Here is an 18,299-nt window from a genome sequence, read left to right as displayed (position 1 = left end):
TTTTATCCTTAACCTGATTTTTTAAGGAAGTTGAATATGATCATCAAACCTCGAATTCGCGGATTCATCTGTACTACAACACATCCAGTCGGTTGTGAAGCTAATGTAAAAGAACAAATTGCTTACACAAAAGCTCAAGGCCCAATCGCAAACGCACCTAAACGTGTACTAGTTGTTGGCTCTTCAAGTGGCTACGGCTTGTCTTCACGTATTGCGGCTGCATTTGGTGGCGGCGCTTCAACTATCGGTGTTTTCTTTGAGAAAGCCGGTACTGAGAAAAAGCCGGGCACAGCTGGTTTCTACAACTCAGCAGCGTTCGACAAGCTAGCTAAAGAAGAAGGCCTGTATTCAAAAAGCCTGAACGGCGATGCTTTCTCTAACGAAGCGAAACAGAAAACAATTGACCTGATCAAAGAAGATCTAGGCCAAATCGATATGGTTGTATACTCACTGGCGTCTCCAGTGCGTAAAATGCCAGAGACTGGCGAAGTAATTCGTTCATCTCTAAAGCCTATCGGTGAAACGTACACGTCAACTGCGGTTGATACGAACAAAGACACAATCATCGAAGCAAGCGTAGAGCCTGCAACTGAAGAAGAGATCAAAGACACTGTTACTGTAATGGGCGGTGAAGATTGGGAACTTTGGATCAATGCTCTTTCTGAAGCTGGTGTTCTAGCGGACGGTTGTAAGACGGTTGCTTACAGCTACATCGGTACTGAACTAACGTGGCCAATCTACTGGGATGGCGCACTAGGTAAAGCTAAGATGGATCTAGACCGTGCAGCGACAGCGCTGAACGAGAAGCTAGGCCAAACTGGCGGTACTGCAAACGTTGCTGTTCTTAAGTCTGTAGTGACTCAAGCAAGTTCTGCAATCCCTGTAATGCCTCTTTACATCGCTATGGTGTTCAAGAAGATGCGTGAAGAAGGTATTCACGAAGGTTGTATGGAACAGATCTTCCGTATGTTCAGCCAACGTCTATACAAAGAAGACGGCAGCGCGCCAGAAGTGGATGAAGTGAACCGTCTACGTCTAGATGACCTTGAGCTTCGCGAAGACATTCAAGATCACTGTCGTAACCTATGGCCTCAAATCACAACTGAGAACCTAAAAGAACTGACTGACTACGTAGAGTACAAAGAAGAGTTCTTGAAGCTATTTGGTTTCGGTGTTGAAGGTGTTGATTACGAAGCTGACGTTAACCCAGCTGTTGAATTTGATGTAGCTGACATCTAATTCAAGTTATCGAATCTAAACGAAATAGGCGCTCATTGAGCGCCTATTTTTTTGTCTGCTATTTGGTTCAAGAGATTAAGAGCAGATATGGGATTCGAGTGGCGGGATGCGAAGAGATTTAAGAGCGGATACGGCTACCGCGATTCGAAGGGGGACAAGAGTAGAAATAAGGGATGAAGAGAGTTAAGAGCAGGAGTGGGGAAGAAGGCTTGAACCGCTTAAAACAGGTTATAAAAAATGCACTAACCCAAAGTGAATTAGTGCATTCGAAATATCTAAGCTTGGCTGCTTTTAATGCAGCAGATGCTAGCTAATTATGATGATGAAAGTACCTGCTAAGGTCATCAATATATTGGCTATCGCATAAGTACCCGCATAACCCAGAGCCGGAATCGTTGAGCGAGCGTGGTCATTTACGATGTCCATCGCTGGAGCGCAAGTTCGCGCGCCAATGATTGCACCGAACAACAAAGCTCGGTTCATCTTCAATACGTAAGCGCCAACCAAGTAAGCGAAGAATACTGGCAGCACACTCACTACTAGGGCAATACCTATTACCTGTGGGCCAACTTGGGTTAAGTGCTCAAATATCTTACCACCGGCGCTCAAGCCGATACCGACCATAAAGAACATCAAACCGAGGTCTTTGACCATGTTCAGAGCACCTTGAGGCACATAACCGAAAGTAGGGTGGTTCGCTCGTAGGAAACCAAGCATGATGCCCGATAGAAGCAGGCCAACCGCGTTACCTAGCCCAAACGATACCTGACCGAATGTCATGGTGATCAAACCAAACAAAATACCCAAAATGAAGAAGCTACAGAAGGCCATCAAATCCGCCATTTGGCTGTGGATTGAGATGAAACCAATTTTCTCAGCTAGGCCGTGCACTCGACTCTTTTCACCACTCACCTGTAGGACGTCACCTTTAGAAAGCACGATGTTTAAGTCCATCGGCATTTCAATCTGAGCACGTACTACGCGGTTAAGGAAACAGCCGTATTCAGACAGGTTTAAGTCTGATAGGCGCTTACCTGCGATACTGTCACTCTTAACGACGATCTCTTCTTCCACGATACGCAGATCGAGAAGGTTACGGTCGAAAACTTCTTTACCGTTACGGAAGCTTGGGTCTAGACGAGCGTGGCTATCTGGGAAACCAACCAATGCGATCTCATCGCCTTCTTGCAGAATTGCATCACCATCTGGATGGGCAAGAATACCATTACGTCGAATACGCTCGATGTAACAGCCTGTTTGGCGATAGATGCCCAGTTCACGCAGATTCTTACCGTCAGTCCAAGAGATGAGCTCTGGTCCCACTCGATAAGCACGAATAATGGGCAAGTAAACCTTACGCTGACCTGAAGCGCCTAACCCACGTTCTTGGGCGATTTGCTCTGCCGAGTCGTGTAGGTTCACTTTTTGAAGTTTTGGAATCAAGCGAGCAAACATAATCATACTGATTAAGCCAACCAAGTAAGCCATCGCGTAACCGACTGAAAGGTTTTCGATAATCAGGCTCAAGTCCATGTTTCTTGGTAATTCTGCAAGCCCAGAATTCAGAGCATCTTGAGCACCTACCAATATCGGCGTTGCTGTTAAGGCACCTGCCATCATGCCTGCAGATAAACCAAAGCCTAGGCCAAGGTAATGACTACTGAAATAGGTTAGGGCAATTGCGGTAGAAAGTACCACAAGGCTCAGAATGAGGTAGTGCTTACCGTCTCTGAAGAAGATACCGAAGAAGTTTGGTCCAGCTTCAATGCCAACACAGTAGATGAACAGCATGAAACCAATGGTGAGCGCATCTGCGTTAAAAGAAAAGCCAAGATGTCCCATGATAAGGGAAGTAATCAAAACACCGATTGAATTACCAAGTTGGAGGCTACCGAAACGAATTTTACCAATGGCTAATCCAATCGATAAAACAACAAAGATGAGGAGAATGGGGTTTTGTTCTAACAGAAAAACAACGTCGATATTCACGGTGGTCGCTCAATAATTGGCGTGGAACACAGGGTAAGTTTGAGAGGTGAATTGTATCTAAATATAAATAAATTATAAGCAATATTTTGTTAATTTACTTGATTTTGACCTTATTCTTATTCCGTATGAAAACTGGTCATAAAAAAGCCCGCTACAGTGAGCGGGCTTTCTATAAATCGTACAGTCTAACGCCTAAATGGGTCAGCTGTTTAAGGCTTTAGCCCTGATTCTCGTTTGAGAAATCCTAGCTTAGTCGAAAAGACCTAGGTTTTCTTTTGCGTATGCTTCAAATTCTGTGCAGCCGCCGATGTGGTCTTGGTCGATGAAGATTTGTGGAACTGTATCGACAGGTTTACCAACAGTCTTCTCTAGATCAGCTTTGCTGATACCTTCAGCGTGGATGTCAACGTAACGGTAGTTGAAGTCATCGCGTTTAGCTTTAAGAGTTTCAGCATGCTCTTTTGCACGAACACAGAATGGGCAAGCAGGGCGACCAAAAATAACTACAAACATTTAATTTCTCCTAAATACGGGATGAGGCTCGTTAACTCGATTATGTTAACTATTCTTTAGTGAATGCCACTCAAAATTTCATAAAACCAACTATGCCTCAATGCCATGGGGAAATAAAGATGGAATTACCTCTTAATACAATAGGTTTTGTCTATCAGAGCAAATAATGGCCACAAAAAGGATCCATGCTGATTTCTGATGGGTATTCAGATTGATTACCCTTAATTTAAGAGTGTGAATTACCCCTAAGAATACGACATTAATCCATCTTTAATGCGACAAGTTGCACCTCGTCAAAAAAAGCGCATACAGAACGAGGCATCTTAATACTGATGCACTATATAAAGGCTAAATTCCAATAACCAAGAGTTCGCAGTTTTGTTCGGTCATAGGCGCAGGAGGCACCATGTTTCAATTTATGACATCTACAAAGATCATCTTTGGTGATGGAGCACTTTCCGCTTCATTGTCTCTCTTTAATCAATATGGCTACAGCGTGCTATTGGTTACAGGCAATACATTAGAGCGCACTTCAATTGTTACTGACTATCTTGATGCGCAGAGTATGCGTTATCAGCACATTGCCGTTTCCGGTGAACCTAATATCAAAATGGTTGAAGAGGCGGCTATTTCTGCTCGTCGATTTAAGCCAGATATGGTTGTCGCCATGGGGGGCGGTAGCGCCATCGATATGGGCAAAGCGTTGGCTGCGGTTTTACCTAATCAAGGCAATTTATATGACTATGTTGAAGTGGTCGGGCGTAATGTTCCTCTTAAAACCAAACCACTTCCGTTTATCGCAATTCCAACCACAGCGAGTACCGGCGCCGAGGTCACTAAAAACGCGGTGCTGAAATCAGGCCAAGACCAAGTAAAAATCAGCCTGAGAAGCCCAGACATGCTGGCCGACGTTGCGATTGTCGACCCAACCCTAACTCATGGAACCAATCTATATCTATCAGGGCGAGGTGCGATGGATGCCTTTACTCATCTAATGGAAGCCTACGTGTGTGGTGAACCGAATCCGTTAACCGATATGATTTGTGAAGAAGGGCTGCGTAAGTTGAGTGGTTCTGTGGTTAAAGCGTGTGTTTATGATGAGCCTCAAGCGCGTTCTGATCTTGCTTTCGCTTCTATGCTCGGTGGTATGGCGATAACTAATGCCAAGCTTGGCGCAGCCCATGGTTTAGCCTCCGCACTAGGAGGTAAGATTTCTGCGCCTCATAGTGTGATTACCGCGCGTTTAGCGCCGTTTGTGATGTTGGAGAACATAGCCGTTGCAAAAGAGCAGCAAAGAAGCGACATCCTAGCGCGTTATCAGCGAATCGCTCAGATAGTAACAGGTAACGTAGAAGCAATAGAAGAGGAGGCAATTTCTTGGTTATCGGAAGTGCTTGATACGCTTAAGTTACCCAACTTGTTGGAATTTGGTGTCTGTGAAGCCCAGTTTGATGAGGTGTCTGCCGACGCGCTCAAATCAGTGGCGATTAAAGGAAACCCTTTGCCGCTTAACCAAGAGAGGCTCGTGCATATTTTGAAGCAAGTATGCGAGAAGTGCAGTTGTAGAGAAGGGCATCATGAGGGAGCTTCAATGAATCAAATTGGGCAAGAGCCAGTTGTCGAGTCGAGCTTTACCATTATCAATTCTTATGCGTCCGAAAACAGCGTGGTTGAGAAGGGCAATAGTTGGACTATCTAACGGTCTTAAACTTGTTCGTTGTATAAGTCATTTTATACAGACAAATAAAAACGGAGCTCTAGGCTCCGTTTTTTTAATTCAACTTGTTCTCTGGTCATCTGTTTTCAGTTCATGACTAAGCAGATTAGAACTGAGAGTACTTCTCGTAACGTGAATCACGAAGTGACTCTTTGACGCGCTTTAGGTTCTCTCTGAAACCAGAACCACGACGTAGCGTAAAGCCTGTCGCTAGCACATCGATAACCGTCATCTGAACAACGCGACTTGCCATTGGCATGTAAACGTCAGTGTCTTCTGGAACATCCAGAGAAATAGACAACGAGCTCGCTTTATCCAGTGGAGAATCTTTTGCTGTGATAGCAATAACTGTCGCACCGTTTTCACGCGCTAAGTTTGCAATCTCAACTTGGCTTTTAGTGCGGCCAGTATGAGAGATAAGAACAATAACGTCGTTATCACTGCAGTTAATGCAGCTCATTCGTTGCATCACGATGTCTTCGAAACATGTGATTGGGATATTAAAACGAATAAACTTGTTTTGAGCATCTTTGGCGACAGCAGAAGAGGCACCCAGTCCGAAGAACGAAATGCGTTTTGCTTGAGTCAGCAAGTCAACAGCACGGTTTACTTGCATCGCGTCTAGACTGTTTTTAGCAACGTCTAGACAAGCCATAGTTGATTCGAAAATCTTATGCGTATAAGCATCTGGACCATCATCTTCTTCAACATTACGGTTCACGTAAGGTGTACCGTTTGCCAAGCTTTGAGCTAGGTGAAGTTTGAAGTCAGGGAAGCCCTTTGTGTCTAATCGACGACAGAAGCGGTTAACTGTAGGCTCACTCACGTCAGCCATTTTAGCTAAGGTAGCAATGCTAGAATGAATTGCAGTTTGAGGGGAAGCCATAATTACTTCGGCTACCTTGCGCTCAGACTTGCTGAAATTTTCCAGGTTTTTTTGTATTTTTTCTAATGTATTCATAGTGTTCACAAGGGTATAGAGAACAACTTGCTAGTTAATATCTTTTACCAGGGGGTATGGCTGAAGCAAATATCAGTAAACACAAAGCCAAATGTATATTTGGTATCGTAAATACTGCTGCGTCAAATAGATATCAAGCTAACTAGCACCATAGAGTCAGTATAAACCCAACATACTATTTACTAATACAAAAACAGGGCATGAATGCTTAAGAATATGACAAACCTCAACAAAATTTTAGAAAACTACAGAATTGGAAGAGAGTTTGAGCAAAAAGAATGCAAAATGAGTATGAACTGACAGCTTAGTTACATCAAAAAGAAAGAAATTTTCAGTTTTGATGCAACTAAAATTGAATGACTATGCGTTGATTTGCGTAACCAGTTTGTTGATTTTGCCCATCAAGTTTGGTGCTAGTTTAGAGATCTCACGCTGTTCTTCAAGCACTGACGAAAGAATATCATTGCCTGTTAGTGGGTTTGCTAATACCACGCGGAAAACGATGATTGGCTGATGTACCCATGCTTCAGGGTTTAAGCGTGTACGTGACACGAAAGACTTACCTGTTTCACGCTGCTTCTTCTGGATAAACTTAGTCAGCTCATTGAGCAACTCATTCAGTTCGATACGATGTTCAGGCTCAGCTTTAAGCAGTGCAGCTTTGACTGATTCAGGTACGTAGCGATAAGTCAGTAGGCAAAGCTCAGGTTCTGAAACCAGTTCGAAGTCGCTCTGATCTTTAATTAGGTCGGCAAAGTAGCGTGCTTTGTTAATGCTTTGGTCTATCAGCAGTTCATAACCTGGGCGGCTAATGATGTGCATTGCGGCGTAAACCAGCATTGCCATGCCTGAACGAGAACCTTCTAACGTATGGCTGCCTAAATCTTTTGAGCCCTTACGAAGAATGTATTGAGCATGATGTTCAATCGCAGTCATCGCATCTGGCTTCTTAAACAGAACCATGCCCGCACCCATAGGGATATAAAGCTGTTTATGCGCATCAATCGTGACTGAATCCGCGAGTTCAATACCATCAAGCAGATGACGATGATTGTTAGACATTAGAGTCGCACCGCCCCAAGCAGCATCAACGTGGAAATGACAATCGGATTCGGCACACACCTCAGCAATGTCTCTTAGCGGGTCGATATTACCGGTTTCGGTTGTACCAGCCACACCAATGACGGCGAAAGGTTTGATCTTGTTCTGCTTGAGTTGCTCAATCTTGAGTCTTAGATCATCAGTACAAATACGGTTGTCGTTATCTGTTTTAACAGACACTAGACCTTCTTGACCAATACCAAGGACATCCGCGGCTTTTTTCAGAGAGTAGTGGCCACGTTCAGAGACTAAGATGGCAAGGCCTTCGTAGTCGTAGTGCTTCATGGCTTTAAACAGGCCTTCTTTTTCTACACCTTTGAACGAACCTTGCGCTTTTAGAGCGTTGTTACGTGCAACCCAGAGCGCTGTAATGTTCGCGATGGTACCGCCAGAACAAAACGCACCTAAAGAGTGGTTTGCGCTGTGCATCCAACGAGAATAAAACTGGTCACTATCTTGATAAATCAGGCGATGTAACATGCCCAGAACTTGACGTTCTAGGGGAGTGAAAGCTTTTGAGGTCTCGATTTTTACTAGATTCTGATTCAACGCAATCATGATTTTTGAAAGCGGCATCAGGAAGTACGGCAACGCAGAGGTCATATGGCCAATAAAACTTGGCGAAGACGTGTGAACCGAATGAGACACAAGAGAATCGAGGAGATGCTCAGTATGTTCAGAAACAAACTCAGGCTGCTCTGGGATATGAGCATTTGAAAAATCTTTCTCAATTTCACGTAGCGGCTTTTCTTCAGCCACAATATGTTCACGTAAGAATTGATTCAGGTTTCGTGAAAGTTTGTCTTCAATTTGAGTGAGTGTTGAATCTGGGCCTTCAGGTACCGTGAAGATACGTAGAAGACTGTCGAAGCTAACATCTGCTGTTTTTTGTTCCGTAACCATAGCAAGCGAGTTATTTTTCTAATATTGACGCGAGCGGGACAATCTAAACGAAAACGGGAACAATGTCCCGTCTTAATTATGAAATCCAACTTCTCAAAAAAGCATATTAAATGCGGGGTTATTTACACTTAATCGCTTCAAGTTTACTGATCGACTGGTTGTAACGCTGCAGCGCTGAGTCGATTTGCTTAGGGTGACTAAGCAGCTCTGCAAAGGCAGAACGTAGTTCGTAGTTTTGAGCGTGAGGCGTTGATTGGCGGTCATCGAATGTTGTTTTCGCGATTTTACCAAGCTCATCATCACGTGTTGATAGCGTTTTAATGTCGTGTTGCTCAAGTTGCAACCAACCTTCTACAGGTTGCTCTGTTGCCACTTTGCTTGAGTCGTTTACTAAGTAGTAGTGAACCGCAGCACGGTTAAGCTCAAAGTGGTGCTTACGACCTTCTAGGAACCACTCACTCACTTCTGTTAGCTCTGGATATTGCTCAGAGGTTAATGCAGCAAGGTCGGCATACCAATTCAAAGAAGCGTCGATGTACGCATCATATTTTTTTGCTTGGCACTGGTTTGTCTCAGACATTGAATCTGCTGCAAAAGAGAAAGTAGAAGTTGAAGCTAGCAGTAATGCGACGCAAAGGCGTTTCATAGTGGTTCCTTTTGTAAGTTTATTCTTTTTATAACTTTGTCGTTACAGGTTACCGTGATCGTTATTTGTTGAGCAATGACACTTAGTGTCTTTTTATTTCGGTAACTGTATCGGTGTCTTGGGCATTGGTATTCGAGTTGCATTCTAATCTAAAACAAACGCTATTCCTGCGATCTAGTTAGCAAGAGATACAAAGAACAACATCAATATCGGAACAAGCAAGCTGAGGATAAAGCCACTGACGATAGCGATAGGCACACATCTAACGCCGCCTGTTGTTTGAATGACCGGTAAGGTGAAGTCCATCGCAGTCGCACCAGCATAACCAATGGAAGTGCATGGGTAGCTGCGAATTAGCACTGGAATCAGTACCAAGGCAACTAACTCTCTTAACAGCTCAAGCATGAAAGAAGCGCCACCATAGACAGGACCAAAGGCGTCACCCATTAAGATACCAGCCAGAGAGTACCAACCAAATCCAGAAGACATTGCCAAGGCTTTGAACAGAGGGATATCTAGGATGTAAGCCGCGATTACACCACCTAACATTGAGGTGATGATAATGGTGATTGCGATAACCATACCGTGCTTGTTGAGTAAGATCTGACGAAGTGTGAGTCCGCTATTACGCAGCTGAATGCCGATAAAGAATAGAAGAACAAACAGAATCCATTCGCTTGCGGTATCAACCCAATCAAGGCCAATAGGCAGCACTAAGCCAGCGATTAGCCCTGAACCTACCACTAAGATGAGTTTTGCAGATTCCATCGCCATAGAAGAGAGGGGAAGCTTCTTCTTGCTACTGTCGGTTTTGAGTGGCAATAACTTATCAATAGCGGGCAGTGCCATTAGGTTACATAAGCTTAAGCAGACAAAGAAAGTGACGGTATATAGAAGGATTGTCTGCAGGTTACTGCCTAGGTTATCGAGGGCGGCTAAGCTTAGTCCCATTAACGCCAGAATCACGTAGATCAACCGCGATGTTGAGCGGTTGATAAATTCTAATGTCTGAGCGTTCGAAATTGCAAAAAGATACCCCACGACGAGTGGCGCAAATATAAAGATCATCCCTGTAAACATGCTTTCCCCATTGCATTTACTTCATATTACACTTACTTGTAATTTAACAGTGACTTAGAAGCCGCTAGTATTGATCACGTCGCTTAGCTTTGCATTAAAATCATGCTTGCTCAAGTTGCTTAATTTATAAAGCACCTCTGCACCTGTCACGTTAAGTTCAACTTCGTGATCATCGATGTTCTCATCCTTGTTTCTGAACATCAGCAGGTGGTTAGCGATTCGAGCGATATCTAAGTAAGAGACTTCACGCTGTTCGTGGTTATTGATGGTATTGCTGCACACATCAATAAAGTCGCTGTCGAAGCCCCAACGGTTAAGCACCAATTTACTGGTAGCAGAACATTGGCCTTGGAAGATTTGTAGAGCGATGTCGTGATCTAGGTAATTGCCATTTTCGAGGTAGAGGTGGTATTCGCTAACCAAACAGAACAAACCAATATCAGCCAGTAATCCAACAAGCAGCGATTTTTCATGCTCAAGGTAACGGTATTCAGTAGGGGAGAGCTCTTTGAAGCTGTTGGTAACAAGCACCATAGTAGCGCCCAGCTCTTTTGATACAGAAGCGCTCTGAACCAATACCTTATTACATTCTTTACTGAGGTTGACTGAGTGTTTGAGTTGCTCAATAGCCTGAGCCGTCACGATGTCACGTACTCTTAATATGCCAAGGCGCGACACCGCCGTCATAATATCAACACAAGTAATATTACGTCGGTTAAAGACGACAGAGTTAGCCACACGAATGACAATAGCAGCGAGGCCTGGGTCTTCGAGTAAGCACTCGGCAACGTCAGCAATCCCAGTTGATTCAAGGGTACAAAGCGATTGAATCTTCAGTACAACGTTAGGGATAGGAGGAAGTGTTATTTTTCCCGCTGAGATAGAATGTCCAACAAGTTGGGCAAACTCTGATTCTAGACCCTTTAAGAGAAGAGTCTTATTTTGAGGTAGCCAGAAAAACGATAAATGATTCATATAAAAAGTAAAAACAGGTCTGTCCTGCCATTTTACAAGCCACGATGCTGCGAGGCAATACTCACCCGTCTACATAACCTTTAATAATTTGAACCGGTGTATCACTAGGTGTCCAAATTCAAGCATGGTTTGATAGTTTACTGTGAAGTCAATCATGAAAAACCGGAATACTCAATTGATTGATGTGAACTAAGTCCAGACTTATTTTTCTTTTCGAAGTATGATTTATTTAAAGGTGAAAAACGAAACCATAATATTCACCTATAGAATAACAAAATAGATTTAAAATTTTCGCATAACAAGCTGCTTGTCTGGTGATCAACCTAATCGGGGTAATTTGATTAAGGATCAACGGATATGACCGAGACAGCATTTATTAATTACGTGAATCAATTTGGTGAGCATCAAAAACGTTCTATGTTCGGAGGTATTGGCCTCTTTCAAAATGACGCTATGTTCGCTTTATTGAGTGAAGGTTGTTTATTCATTAGAGGTGGAAAATCATTAGATAAAAAACTGACCGATCTTGATTGTGAAAAGTATCGTCATGTAAAGAAGCAGACAACAGCAACCGTAAACTATTACGACATTACGGATCTGTTTACCTGTGAACATCCTGAATTGGATAGTATTATTCGTACTTCAATCGATAATTCAATTCAGCAGCGTAGCTTCAAGAAGTCATCAGCTAGCCGTAGATTAAGAGATCTACCAAACATGCAGCTTACGTTAGAGCGCATGGTTAAAAAGGCGGGTGTGGATGATGTTTCAATGTTTATGCAGTTGGGCGCACCTGAAGTGTTTAATAAGGTTCGCGAAGCGTACGGAAACGATGTTGACCTAAAACTACTTTGGAAATTTGCGGGTGCAATTGATGGTATTCACTGGAAACTATTACAAGAGCCACGCAAACAGCAATTACTAAAGAGCTGCCACTAAAGAAGTTTACCTTATATGCTTAAGATTACTGTTAATAAATAAAAACCGAGGAATGTCCTCGGTTTTTTTGTTTCTGTCTTAGCCGGATTTCTTAAAAGACTAAGTATCAAAAGGCTAAGTGCTCATAGAGAGCTTATTTGCTAGGGCTTGAGCTTTAAGTATTAGTACTTGAAGCGAGCAGTGAACATAAGTTGGTCACCGTAGAAGTCGTTAATACGAGCTTCAGCACCTAAAGAGAAAAGCTCTGTAGAGTGGAAACGCGCGTAAACAGAACCTGTCCAATCATCGTTGTCATCGATAGAAACGTAACCACCTTTACCACCAACTTCTAGTTGTGGACCAAGCCATTGGCGAACACCAATGTTGATTTCCATACCGATATCAGTAGAGCTTGAGTTCTCAGGTTGAACGATACGAGCTAGCATTTCACCTGTTAGGTCTGCCCAGTTGTTTAATGGAGCGTGGAAACCAAGACCTACAGCTGAGTCGTAATCGCTTTCAAATTCTGAATCGATACGTGCTATAGCGTGAGCGTTCGGGTGAATGGACTTACTGAACGCACCACCAAATGTTAATGGGCTAGCACCGATACGTGCTTCAAAGTAATCATAGTTAAAGTTGCTCATTACCTGTGGTTGTTCATCAACAGCTAGTGCTTGACCAGAAGCCAATAGCATAGCGGTAGTAAGTAGAATTTTGCGCATAACGACCGTAAACCTATATTAGTGTTAATTCCTTTGGTTTGAGACAAATCGGCAAACCATAAACATTGAGACAGTTTAATCTAACTCACGGAAAAGTAATCCTTTAAAATGTAAAACCTTACTCATTTAGTTAAAAAACAAGCAAATTAAGGATCAGTATGTAACGGAGATCTCATGTTTAGGGCGAATGAGAAAAATAGACGAGCGAATTATCCAAAATTTGTATACATTCGGAAGGTTTTTATATCGGATGACGCTATTCTCAGTATCCATTAACCAATCAGTGCTATTCACCAAAACTGGTGCGTTTATCCGCCATTGAAGTCAGTATGCGCTCGGTATCTAAGATGGAAGTCCAGTTTAGCAATTGCTTGTCGTTGGCAATGACATAGTCAGTCAATTGTTGAGTAATCGTGTCTCTCAGTTGATCGCCTTGCCAAGGTTTTGAAATATAGAAATCAAGTGCAGCGTTGTTAATGGCCGTGACGGTATCTTCCAGCCCAGCTTGCCCTGTGAGCAGCAGCTTACGTGTTGGTTTCGTCGCGTCGTGTTGATTGAGTTCGATCAGAAAATCGATGCCGGTCTTTTCTGGCATGATGTGGTCGCACAAGATTAACGCGAGCTTAATACCATCTTGTCCCATTTCTTTGATTACTTGCTTGGCTTCATCGACCGACTCTGCACCTTCAACCAGAAAGTTCTCTTCAAATATCGCCAAGTCCTGAAGGACACTATTGAGAACTTCAGGTTCATCATCGACACATAAAATTAGGTACTTATTCATGAGGTGCTCCTTCTTGTTTGAATGGAAGCCACACTTGCATGTTTGTATGGCTGCCTACCTCTGACTCCACCAAAATAAACCCTTGATGAGCCGAAACGATTTGTTGAGAAATGGATAACCCAATCCCTAAACCAAAGTTGCCTTCTTTTTTAGTCGTGAAATTTGGGTTGAAAATGGTGTTGATGTCTTCTTTGGCAATGCCGTGGCCAGTATCGGAGATTTGCACCACAAGAAACGCGTCGTCGCCTTTTGTCTGTTGAGAAGTGGTGATGGTCACTTTTCCTCGTTCAGATAGGGCATCGAGCGCATTGGAGATAAGGTTGGTCCACACTTGTTGCAGCGAGAGCGACTGGCACAATAAAGGCGGTAAGTCGGTATCGTAATGCTTTTCGAGTTGGTGGTGTTTAAGCCTGTTTTCGAAGATCACTAAGGTATCTTCAAGCCCTTCGTGGATATCTGTGTAGTGGCGAACTTCTTCATCTTCTCTAGCATAGCTTTTTAAGCTTTTGACCATATCGGCAATACGCTTGCTGCACACTTGAATTGAGCGGATAGAGTTTCCAACATAATGGTAATGCTCTAAGTCATTGAGCAGCTCTTTGCCTGCGACAGGGGACGCCTTTAATGTGTTTAGAACCGTAGAGTCTTGGCTTAGGTTTAGTCTCACGGCTTTTTTTGCTAAAGCACGGTCATTAATCGTCGACGTAAGATGCTTTACGAGCTGTCTTTCTTGGGCTGTTGATAGTGGCTTAGCTAACTTTGAATGTGCCAGTACGTCAGTCCCTTTATTGGACTCTGGAACGGATAGGTTTGCCAATATTTGGTCGAGATGGTCTGACAGAGTTTCGATGCTTCTTAATATGGCAGCAATCGGGTTATTCAGCTCATGTGCGACTCCCGCGACAAGCTGCCCGAGCATCGCCATTTTCTCTTTTTCGATCAGTTGCTGATGTGCAGACTCTAGTGATTCTAATGTTTGTTGCAGTTTGATCTTATTGGTGATACTGCGTTGCAAACGTCGATTGAAATGACGGAGCAGTAGATTGGTAAATAACGGCAGTAGAGTATTGTTTGAATGCATCACCTGAGCAAAGCTATCTTTATCCAGCTTGATAACGCGTGTTTGCGTTAGGGTGACCGCGGTAGAAAACGAAGGTTCACCTGTCACAAATGACATCCCGCCAACAATGTTCCCTTTGGAGTGACGTACCACTTCCCGCTGTTGCCCGAGTTCATCTTTCTTATATAGAGCCGCTTCACCCTCAATGATCAGCCATAAAAAGCGATTGTCTTCGCCTTCCACAGTGAGCAGATGCTCGGGGGAGTAGTCACGAATGGCCTTGGTTTTATCATCTTTTGAAAACACATCTTGTAAGGCACTGACAACACGTTCTGCAAGGGCATTATCAGAAAGCTGGTGGTAGTCGTGAATGAAACCCGATTGGAAAGAGTGAATCTTTTGCTCAATGTGCGCTCTGAGTAAGCGCTGTTGATCCAATGCATCGCTGTAAGAGAGCAGGTTTTCTGAGTCGTATTGGATGACAAAAGAGGTTAGCTCTTTTTGCGCTGATTTGAATAGAACCTGATCTTGAACCGGCTTGGTTAGACAGTGGTTGAGCCTGCCTTCATTTACAGCGGTTAGAATGGATTGAATGTCTGACGAAGCGCTGACTAATATCGTTCTTGCGGTATTACTATGGGGCAGCTGTTCAAGTTCAATCAGAAATTGCACGCCATTAAATTCAGAATGATGATGAGTGATCACCAAGGCAACGGTTTGGTTGTGATCATGAATATCTTCTAATGCGTGATGTGCGTCTTCGATGTTCTCGGCAGTATAAATATCGAATACACAAGCCAACGGAGCCAGCTCCGAACGTATTCTTTCAATGCTAACCGGATTATTGTCCAAACAGATAACAGCGTATTGATTCACAGCTCAACCTTAATAGTAGCGACGTCTCTAGCCTAGCAAGAACCGCCGAATAAGGATGAGAGCTAGCCGTTAATTTATTGAGGCAATCGAAGTATCGAGCAATAGACTGATTTAACTCAATGTTTCTTGTTTGCTACTGATGGGGTAGACTAAAAAAAACAGACACGTGTAGAAAGAGAACTCATGGAACAGTTAAGAAAAATTGGTGCAATTGGCGGAGCAATCTCATTGGCACTATGTTGGCCTTTAGCGGTTGGCCAAATTGGACAAAATGCTATTACTGACGGTGTTGCAAAGCTTAACAATTCAAGCATTCAAGCTGAGATCGTGGAATACGATAGAGGTTACTTGTCTTCCAACGTAACCACTCGTTTAACTGTGACGGATGAAAACCTGAAAGAGCAACTTGCGATTGATGGGTTGCCGAGTGAGTTTGTCATAAATAGTGCGGTTAGCCATGGTTTGGTGAGTCTAAATGCACTGTCGACGTTTGAGAATACCGATATTCTGCCTTTAACTCTGACCACTAGTACTGAGCTAAACGGCAACACTGACTTTAACTTTGAGTTAAGCCAGTTCAATCACCAAGGTTCTGATGAGAATGGGACTTCGGTCTCGATCACTAAATCGAATCTTTCTGGCCATGCGACTGTTTTAGGCCAAGTTGATTACCAGCTTTCAATCCCTTCAGTTCAAATTGATTTTGAAACCGGTGAAGAGGTAACGCTGTCTAATCTGAAAGGTGTGGGTTCAGGCCAACAAGCGAAAGGCTACTGGTTAGGTACTCAGAATTTTACTATCGATAGCTTCTTGGTTTCAGATTCTGCAATGCAGCCTTTCATGACCATTGAAAATTCTAAGTACGATTTTGAATCACATCTAGATGAAGCAACTAAGCGTCTGCGCAGCAACCTCAAGCTGGATATCGCAAACATCGAGACCAGTGAAGGCCAGTTGAACAACCTAAACGTCGATTTTGAAATGTCGAAGTTGGATAGCGAGTCGTTTGAGAAAATCTTTGAGATTTACCAATCTAATCCTGTGATGACGCAAGAAGACGTTGCAGAGATCATTCCATTTATCGATATCCTGTTTGCTAAAGGTTTCGACCTTTCAATGAACAACATGTCGTTAGAGTTAGGTAAGGGACAGTTCGAATCTAAGTGGTTGGTGAGCGTGCCGGAAGGGACCGAAAACATCAGCAGCAACCCTTCGATGATCATGCCTGCATTAACGGGCAACGTTCACTCTAGCTTCTCAAATGAACTTGTTGAAGAGTATCCATTCATCCGTGAAGGTATCGATGAATTGCTTGTGATGGAAATGATCAAGGAAACAGACAGTGGTTATGAAATCAGCGCTGACTTAGAAAATGGAAACCTAGTGTTCGAAAATGGACAAGAAATTCCATTAATCGCTCTACTTATGCCGGTTTTTGTTCAATAAACAGAGCAGGCGTGAATACTGATAGGGTGATTTAGCAGGTTAAGCTTAAACATTTTATACGGTACAAAACAAAAGAGGTCTTAAGACCTCTTTTGTTGTTTTTATGTTGGGTAAAACATGGTATTACTTGCATAGTTATTATTTAGCAGGAGCAATCATCCCCATGGAACTTACATTAGATAACGTATTCAACTTCAGTGCTGGCCCAGCTGCACTGCCTAAACCGGTAATGAAACAAGCGCAAGCGGACTTTATTGATTGGAATGGTTTAGGGACTTCCGTGATGGAAATCAGCCATCGCAGCAAGGAATTTATTCAAGTTGCTGACGAGTCCGAACAGGACCTACGTGATCTTCTGAACATCCCAGACAACTACAAAGTTCTTTTCTGTCAGGGGGGCGCTCGTGCTCAATTCGCTGCTGTTCCTCTAAACCTTTTAGGTGATGCGACGAAAGCGACTTACATTGATGCGGGTTACTGGGCAGAAAGTGCAGTGACTGAAGCGAGCAAATATTGCGAAATCGATGTATTCAACGCGAAGACGTCAATTGATGGTAAAGCAGCGGTTGTTCCAGCTAAAGATTGGAAAATTGACCCGGAAGCTGCGTATGTACATTTCTGTCCGAATGAAACCATCGATGGTATTGAAATCAGCGAGCTTCCTCAAACGGATAAGCCAATCGTAGCGGATATGTCATCTAACATTCTGTCTCGTAAGATTGATGTGTCTCAGTACGGTGTTATCTACGCGGGCGCGCAAAAGAATATCGGCCCTGCGGGTATCTGCATTGCAATCGTACGTGATGATCTACTCGAACTCGCAAACGACGTGTTGCCGAGTATTCTGAACTACAAAGTACTTGCTGAAAAAGACTCAATGTTCAACACACCACCAACGTACGCTTGGTACCTATCAGGCCTTGTGTTCAAGTGGCTGAAAGCTCAAGGTGGCGTTGAAGCGATGGAGTTGGTGAACAAAGAGAAAGCAGCGCTGCTTTACGATGCAATCGATAGCTCAGCTTTCTACAAAAACGATGTTCACACTGCAAACCGTTCTAGAATGAACGTGCCGTTCCAACTGGCGAAACCTGAGTTAGATGGCAAGTTCCTAGAATTGGCTGATGCTGCAGGTCTGAAATCACTGAAAGGCCATAGAGCAGTAGGTGGAATGAGAGCTTCACTTTACAACGCAATGTCTCTGGAAGGCGTTCAAGCGCTGGTTAGCTTCATGAAAGATTTCGAAGAGAAATACGCTTAATCGATGATAGGGCTTTGACTGATAAATTGCTTATTTGATTTTTATTGTGTCGAATGCACCGAACGAGATAGATGCCGCTTTTGCGGCATTTTTTTGGTTCATCGCGGA

General features: G+C 43.4%; 15 protein-coding genes. 5 read left to right on the top strand and 10 right to left on the bottom strand.

Annotated elements, in window-relative coordinates; translation table 11 throughout:
- Positions 1-36 precede the first annotated feature (36 nt).
- A complete protein-coding gene (gene fabV, locus AB4167_RS14845) occupies positions 37-1,239 on the top strand; it encodes an enoyl-ACP reductase FabV (RefSeq protein WP_017060392.1) in 1,203 nt (400 codons plus the stop codon).
- Between the two features lie 306 nt (positions 1,240-1,545).
- Here the strand turns inward: fabV and AB4167_RS14840 are convergent, their stop codons facing one another.
- Both AB4167_RS14840 and AB4167_RS14835 read right to left on the bottom strand, forming a co-directional pair.
- Complete coding sequence (locus tag AB4167_RS14840) at positions 1,546-3,228, bottom strand: aspartate:alanine antiporter (protein WP_017060395.1); 1,683 nt, start codon at positions 3,226-3,228, stop codon at positions 1,546-1,548.
- A 249-nt stretch (positions 3,229-3,477) separates the two neighbouring features.
- Positions 3,478-3,741 (bottom strand): GrxA family glutaredoxin, encoded by a 264-nt coding sequence (locus AB4167_RS14835; RefSeq protein ID WP_009847069.1) that lies wholly within the window; start codon positions 3,739-3,741, stop codon positions 3,478-3,480.
- A gap of 406 nt (positions 3,742-4,147) precedes the next feature.
- Here AB4167_RS14835 and AB4167_RS14830 point away from each other — a divergent pair, with 406 nt between their 5' ends.
- Positions 4,148-5,440 carry an iron-containing alcohol dehydrogenase gene (locus tag AB4167_RS14830; protein ID WP_372136697.1) on the top strand — a complete coding sequence of 431 codons (1,293 nt, stop codon included), beginning with the start codon at positions 4,148-4,150 and terminating at the stop codon, positions 5,438-5,440.
- A gap of 124 nt (positions 5,441-5,564) precedes the next feature.
- On the opposite strand, the gene AB4167_RS14825 is transcribed toward AB4167_RS14830, so the two are convergent.
- From AB4167_RS14825 to AB4167_RS14805, 5 genes are all read right to left on the bottom strand, one after another.
- Entirely contained in the window at positions 5,565-6,419 is an 855-nt protein-coding gene (locus AB4167_RS14825; protein WP_004734686.1) for a MurR/RpiR family transcriptional regulator, read from the bottom strand.
- Positions 6,420-6,779: 360 nt separating this feature from the next.
- Complete coding sequence (gene panP, locus AB4167_RS14820; RefSeq protein WP_136982100.1) at positions 6,780-8,423, bottom strand: pyridoxal-dependent aspartate 1-decarboxylase PanP; 1,644 nt, start codon at positions 8,421-8,423, stop codon at positions 6,780-6,782.
- 118 nt (positions 8,424-8,541) lie between these two features.
- Positions 8,542-9,069 carry a hypothetical protein gene (locus tag AB4167_RS14815; RefSeq protein ID WP_017066066.1) on the bottom strand — a complete coding sequence of 176 codons (528 nt, stop codon included), beginning with the start codon at positions 9,067-9,069 and terminating at the stop codon, positions 8,542-8,544.
- A gap of 174 nt (positions 9,070-9,243) precedes the next feature.
- Positions 9,244-10,149, bottom strand: coding sequence for a lysine exporter LysO family protein (locus AB4167_RS14810; RefSeq protein WP_136982101.1), 906 nt, complete (start codon positions 10,147-10,149; stop codon positions 9,244-9,246).
- 54 nt (positions 10,150-10,203) lie between these two features.
- The gene (locus tag AB4167_RS14805) at positions 10,204-11,124 is read right to left on the bottom strand and encodes an HDOD domain-containing protein (RefSeq protein ID WP_017066065.1); all 921 of its coding nucleotides are present in this window, start codon (positions 11,122-11,124) and stop codon (positions 10,204-10,206) included.
- Positions 11,125-11,481: 357 nt separating this feature from the next.
- On the opposite strand from AB4167_RS14805, the gene AB4167_RS14800 reads away from it, so the two are divergent.
- Entirely contained in the window at positions 11,482-12,063 is a 582-nt protein-coding gene (locus tag AB4167_RS14800; RefSeq protein WP_017060401.1) for a TfoX/Sxy family DNA transformation protein, read from the top strand.
- 161 nt (positions 12,064-12,224) lie between these two features.
- Here AB4167_RS14800 and AB4167_RS14795 read toward each other — a convergent pair whose 3' ends face one another.
- The 3 genes from AB4167_RS14795 to AB4167_RS14785 all read right to left on the bottom strand — a co-directional run bounded on the left by AB4167_RS14795 (position 12,225) and on the right by AB4167_RS14785 (position 15,487).
- The gene (locus AB4167_RS14795; protein WP_017060402.1) at positions 12,225-12,767 is read right to left on the bottom strand and encodes a hypothetical protein; all 543 of its coding nucleotides are present in this window, start codon (positions 12,765-12,767) and stop codon (positions 12,225-12,227) included.
- 286 nt (positions 12,768-13,053) lie between these two features.
- Positions 13,054-13,551 carry a response regulator gene (locus AB4167_RS14790; protein WP_017071960.1) on the bottom strand — a complete coding sequence of 166 codons (498 nt, stop codon included), beginning with the start codon at positions 13,549-13,551 and terminating at the stop codon, positions 13,054-13,056.
- On the bottom strand, positions 13,544-15,487 hold the full coding sequence (locus tag AB4167_RS14785; RefSeq protein WP_136982102.1) for an ATP-binding protein: 1,944 nt from the start codon (positions 15,485-15,487) through the stop codon (positions 13,544-13,546). Before AB4167_RS14785 ends, AB4167_RS14790 begins: the two co-directional genes overlap by 8 nt.
- 183 nt (positions 15,488-15,670) lie before the next feature.
- On the opposite strand from AB4167_RS14785, the gene AB4167_RS14780 reads away from it, so the two are divergent.
- Together AB4167_RS14780 and serC are read left to right on the top strand one after the other, a co-directional pair.
- Positions 15,671-16,933, top strand: a complete 1,263-nt coding sequence (locus AB4167_RS14780) for a DUF945 family protein (RefSeq protein ID WP_136982103.1) — start codon at positions 15,671-15,673, stop codon at positions 16,931-16,933.
- A 163-nt stretch (positions 16,934-17,096) separates the two neighbouring features.
- On the top strand, positions 17,097-18,191 hold the full coding sequence (gene serC, locus AB4167_RS14775) for a 3-phosphoserine/phosphohydroxythreonine transaminase (protein ID WP_017065411.1): 1,095 nt from the start codon (positions 17,097-17,099) through the stop codon (positions 18,189-18,191).
- Positions 18,192-18,299 lie beyond the last annotated feature (108 nt).

It is taken from the genome of Vibrio sp. 10N.286.49.E11 (genome assembly GCF_041469505.1).
GTDB lineage: Bacteria > Pseudomonadota > Gammaproteobacteria > Enterobacterales > Vibrionaceae > Vibrio > Vibrio crassostreae_C.
This window is presented reverse-complemented; position numbering and strand designations above follow the sequence as displayed.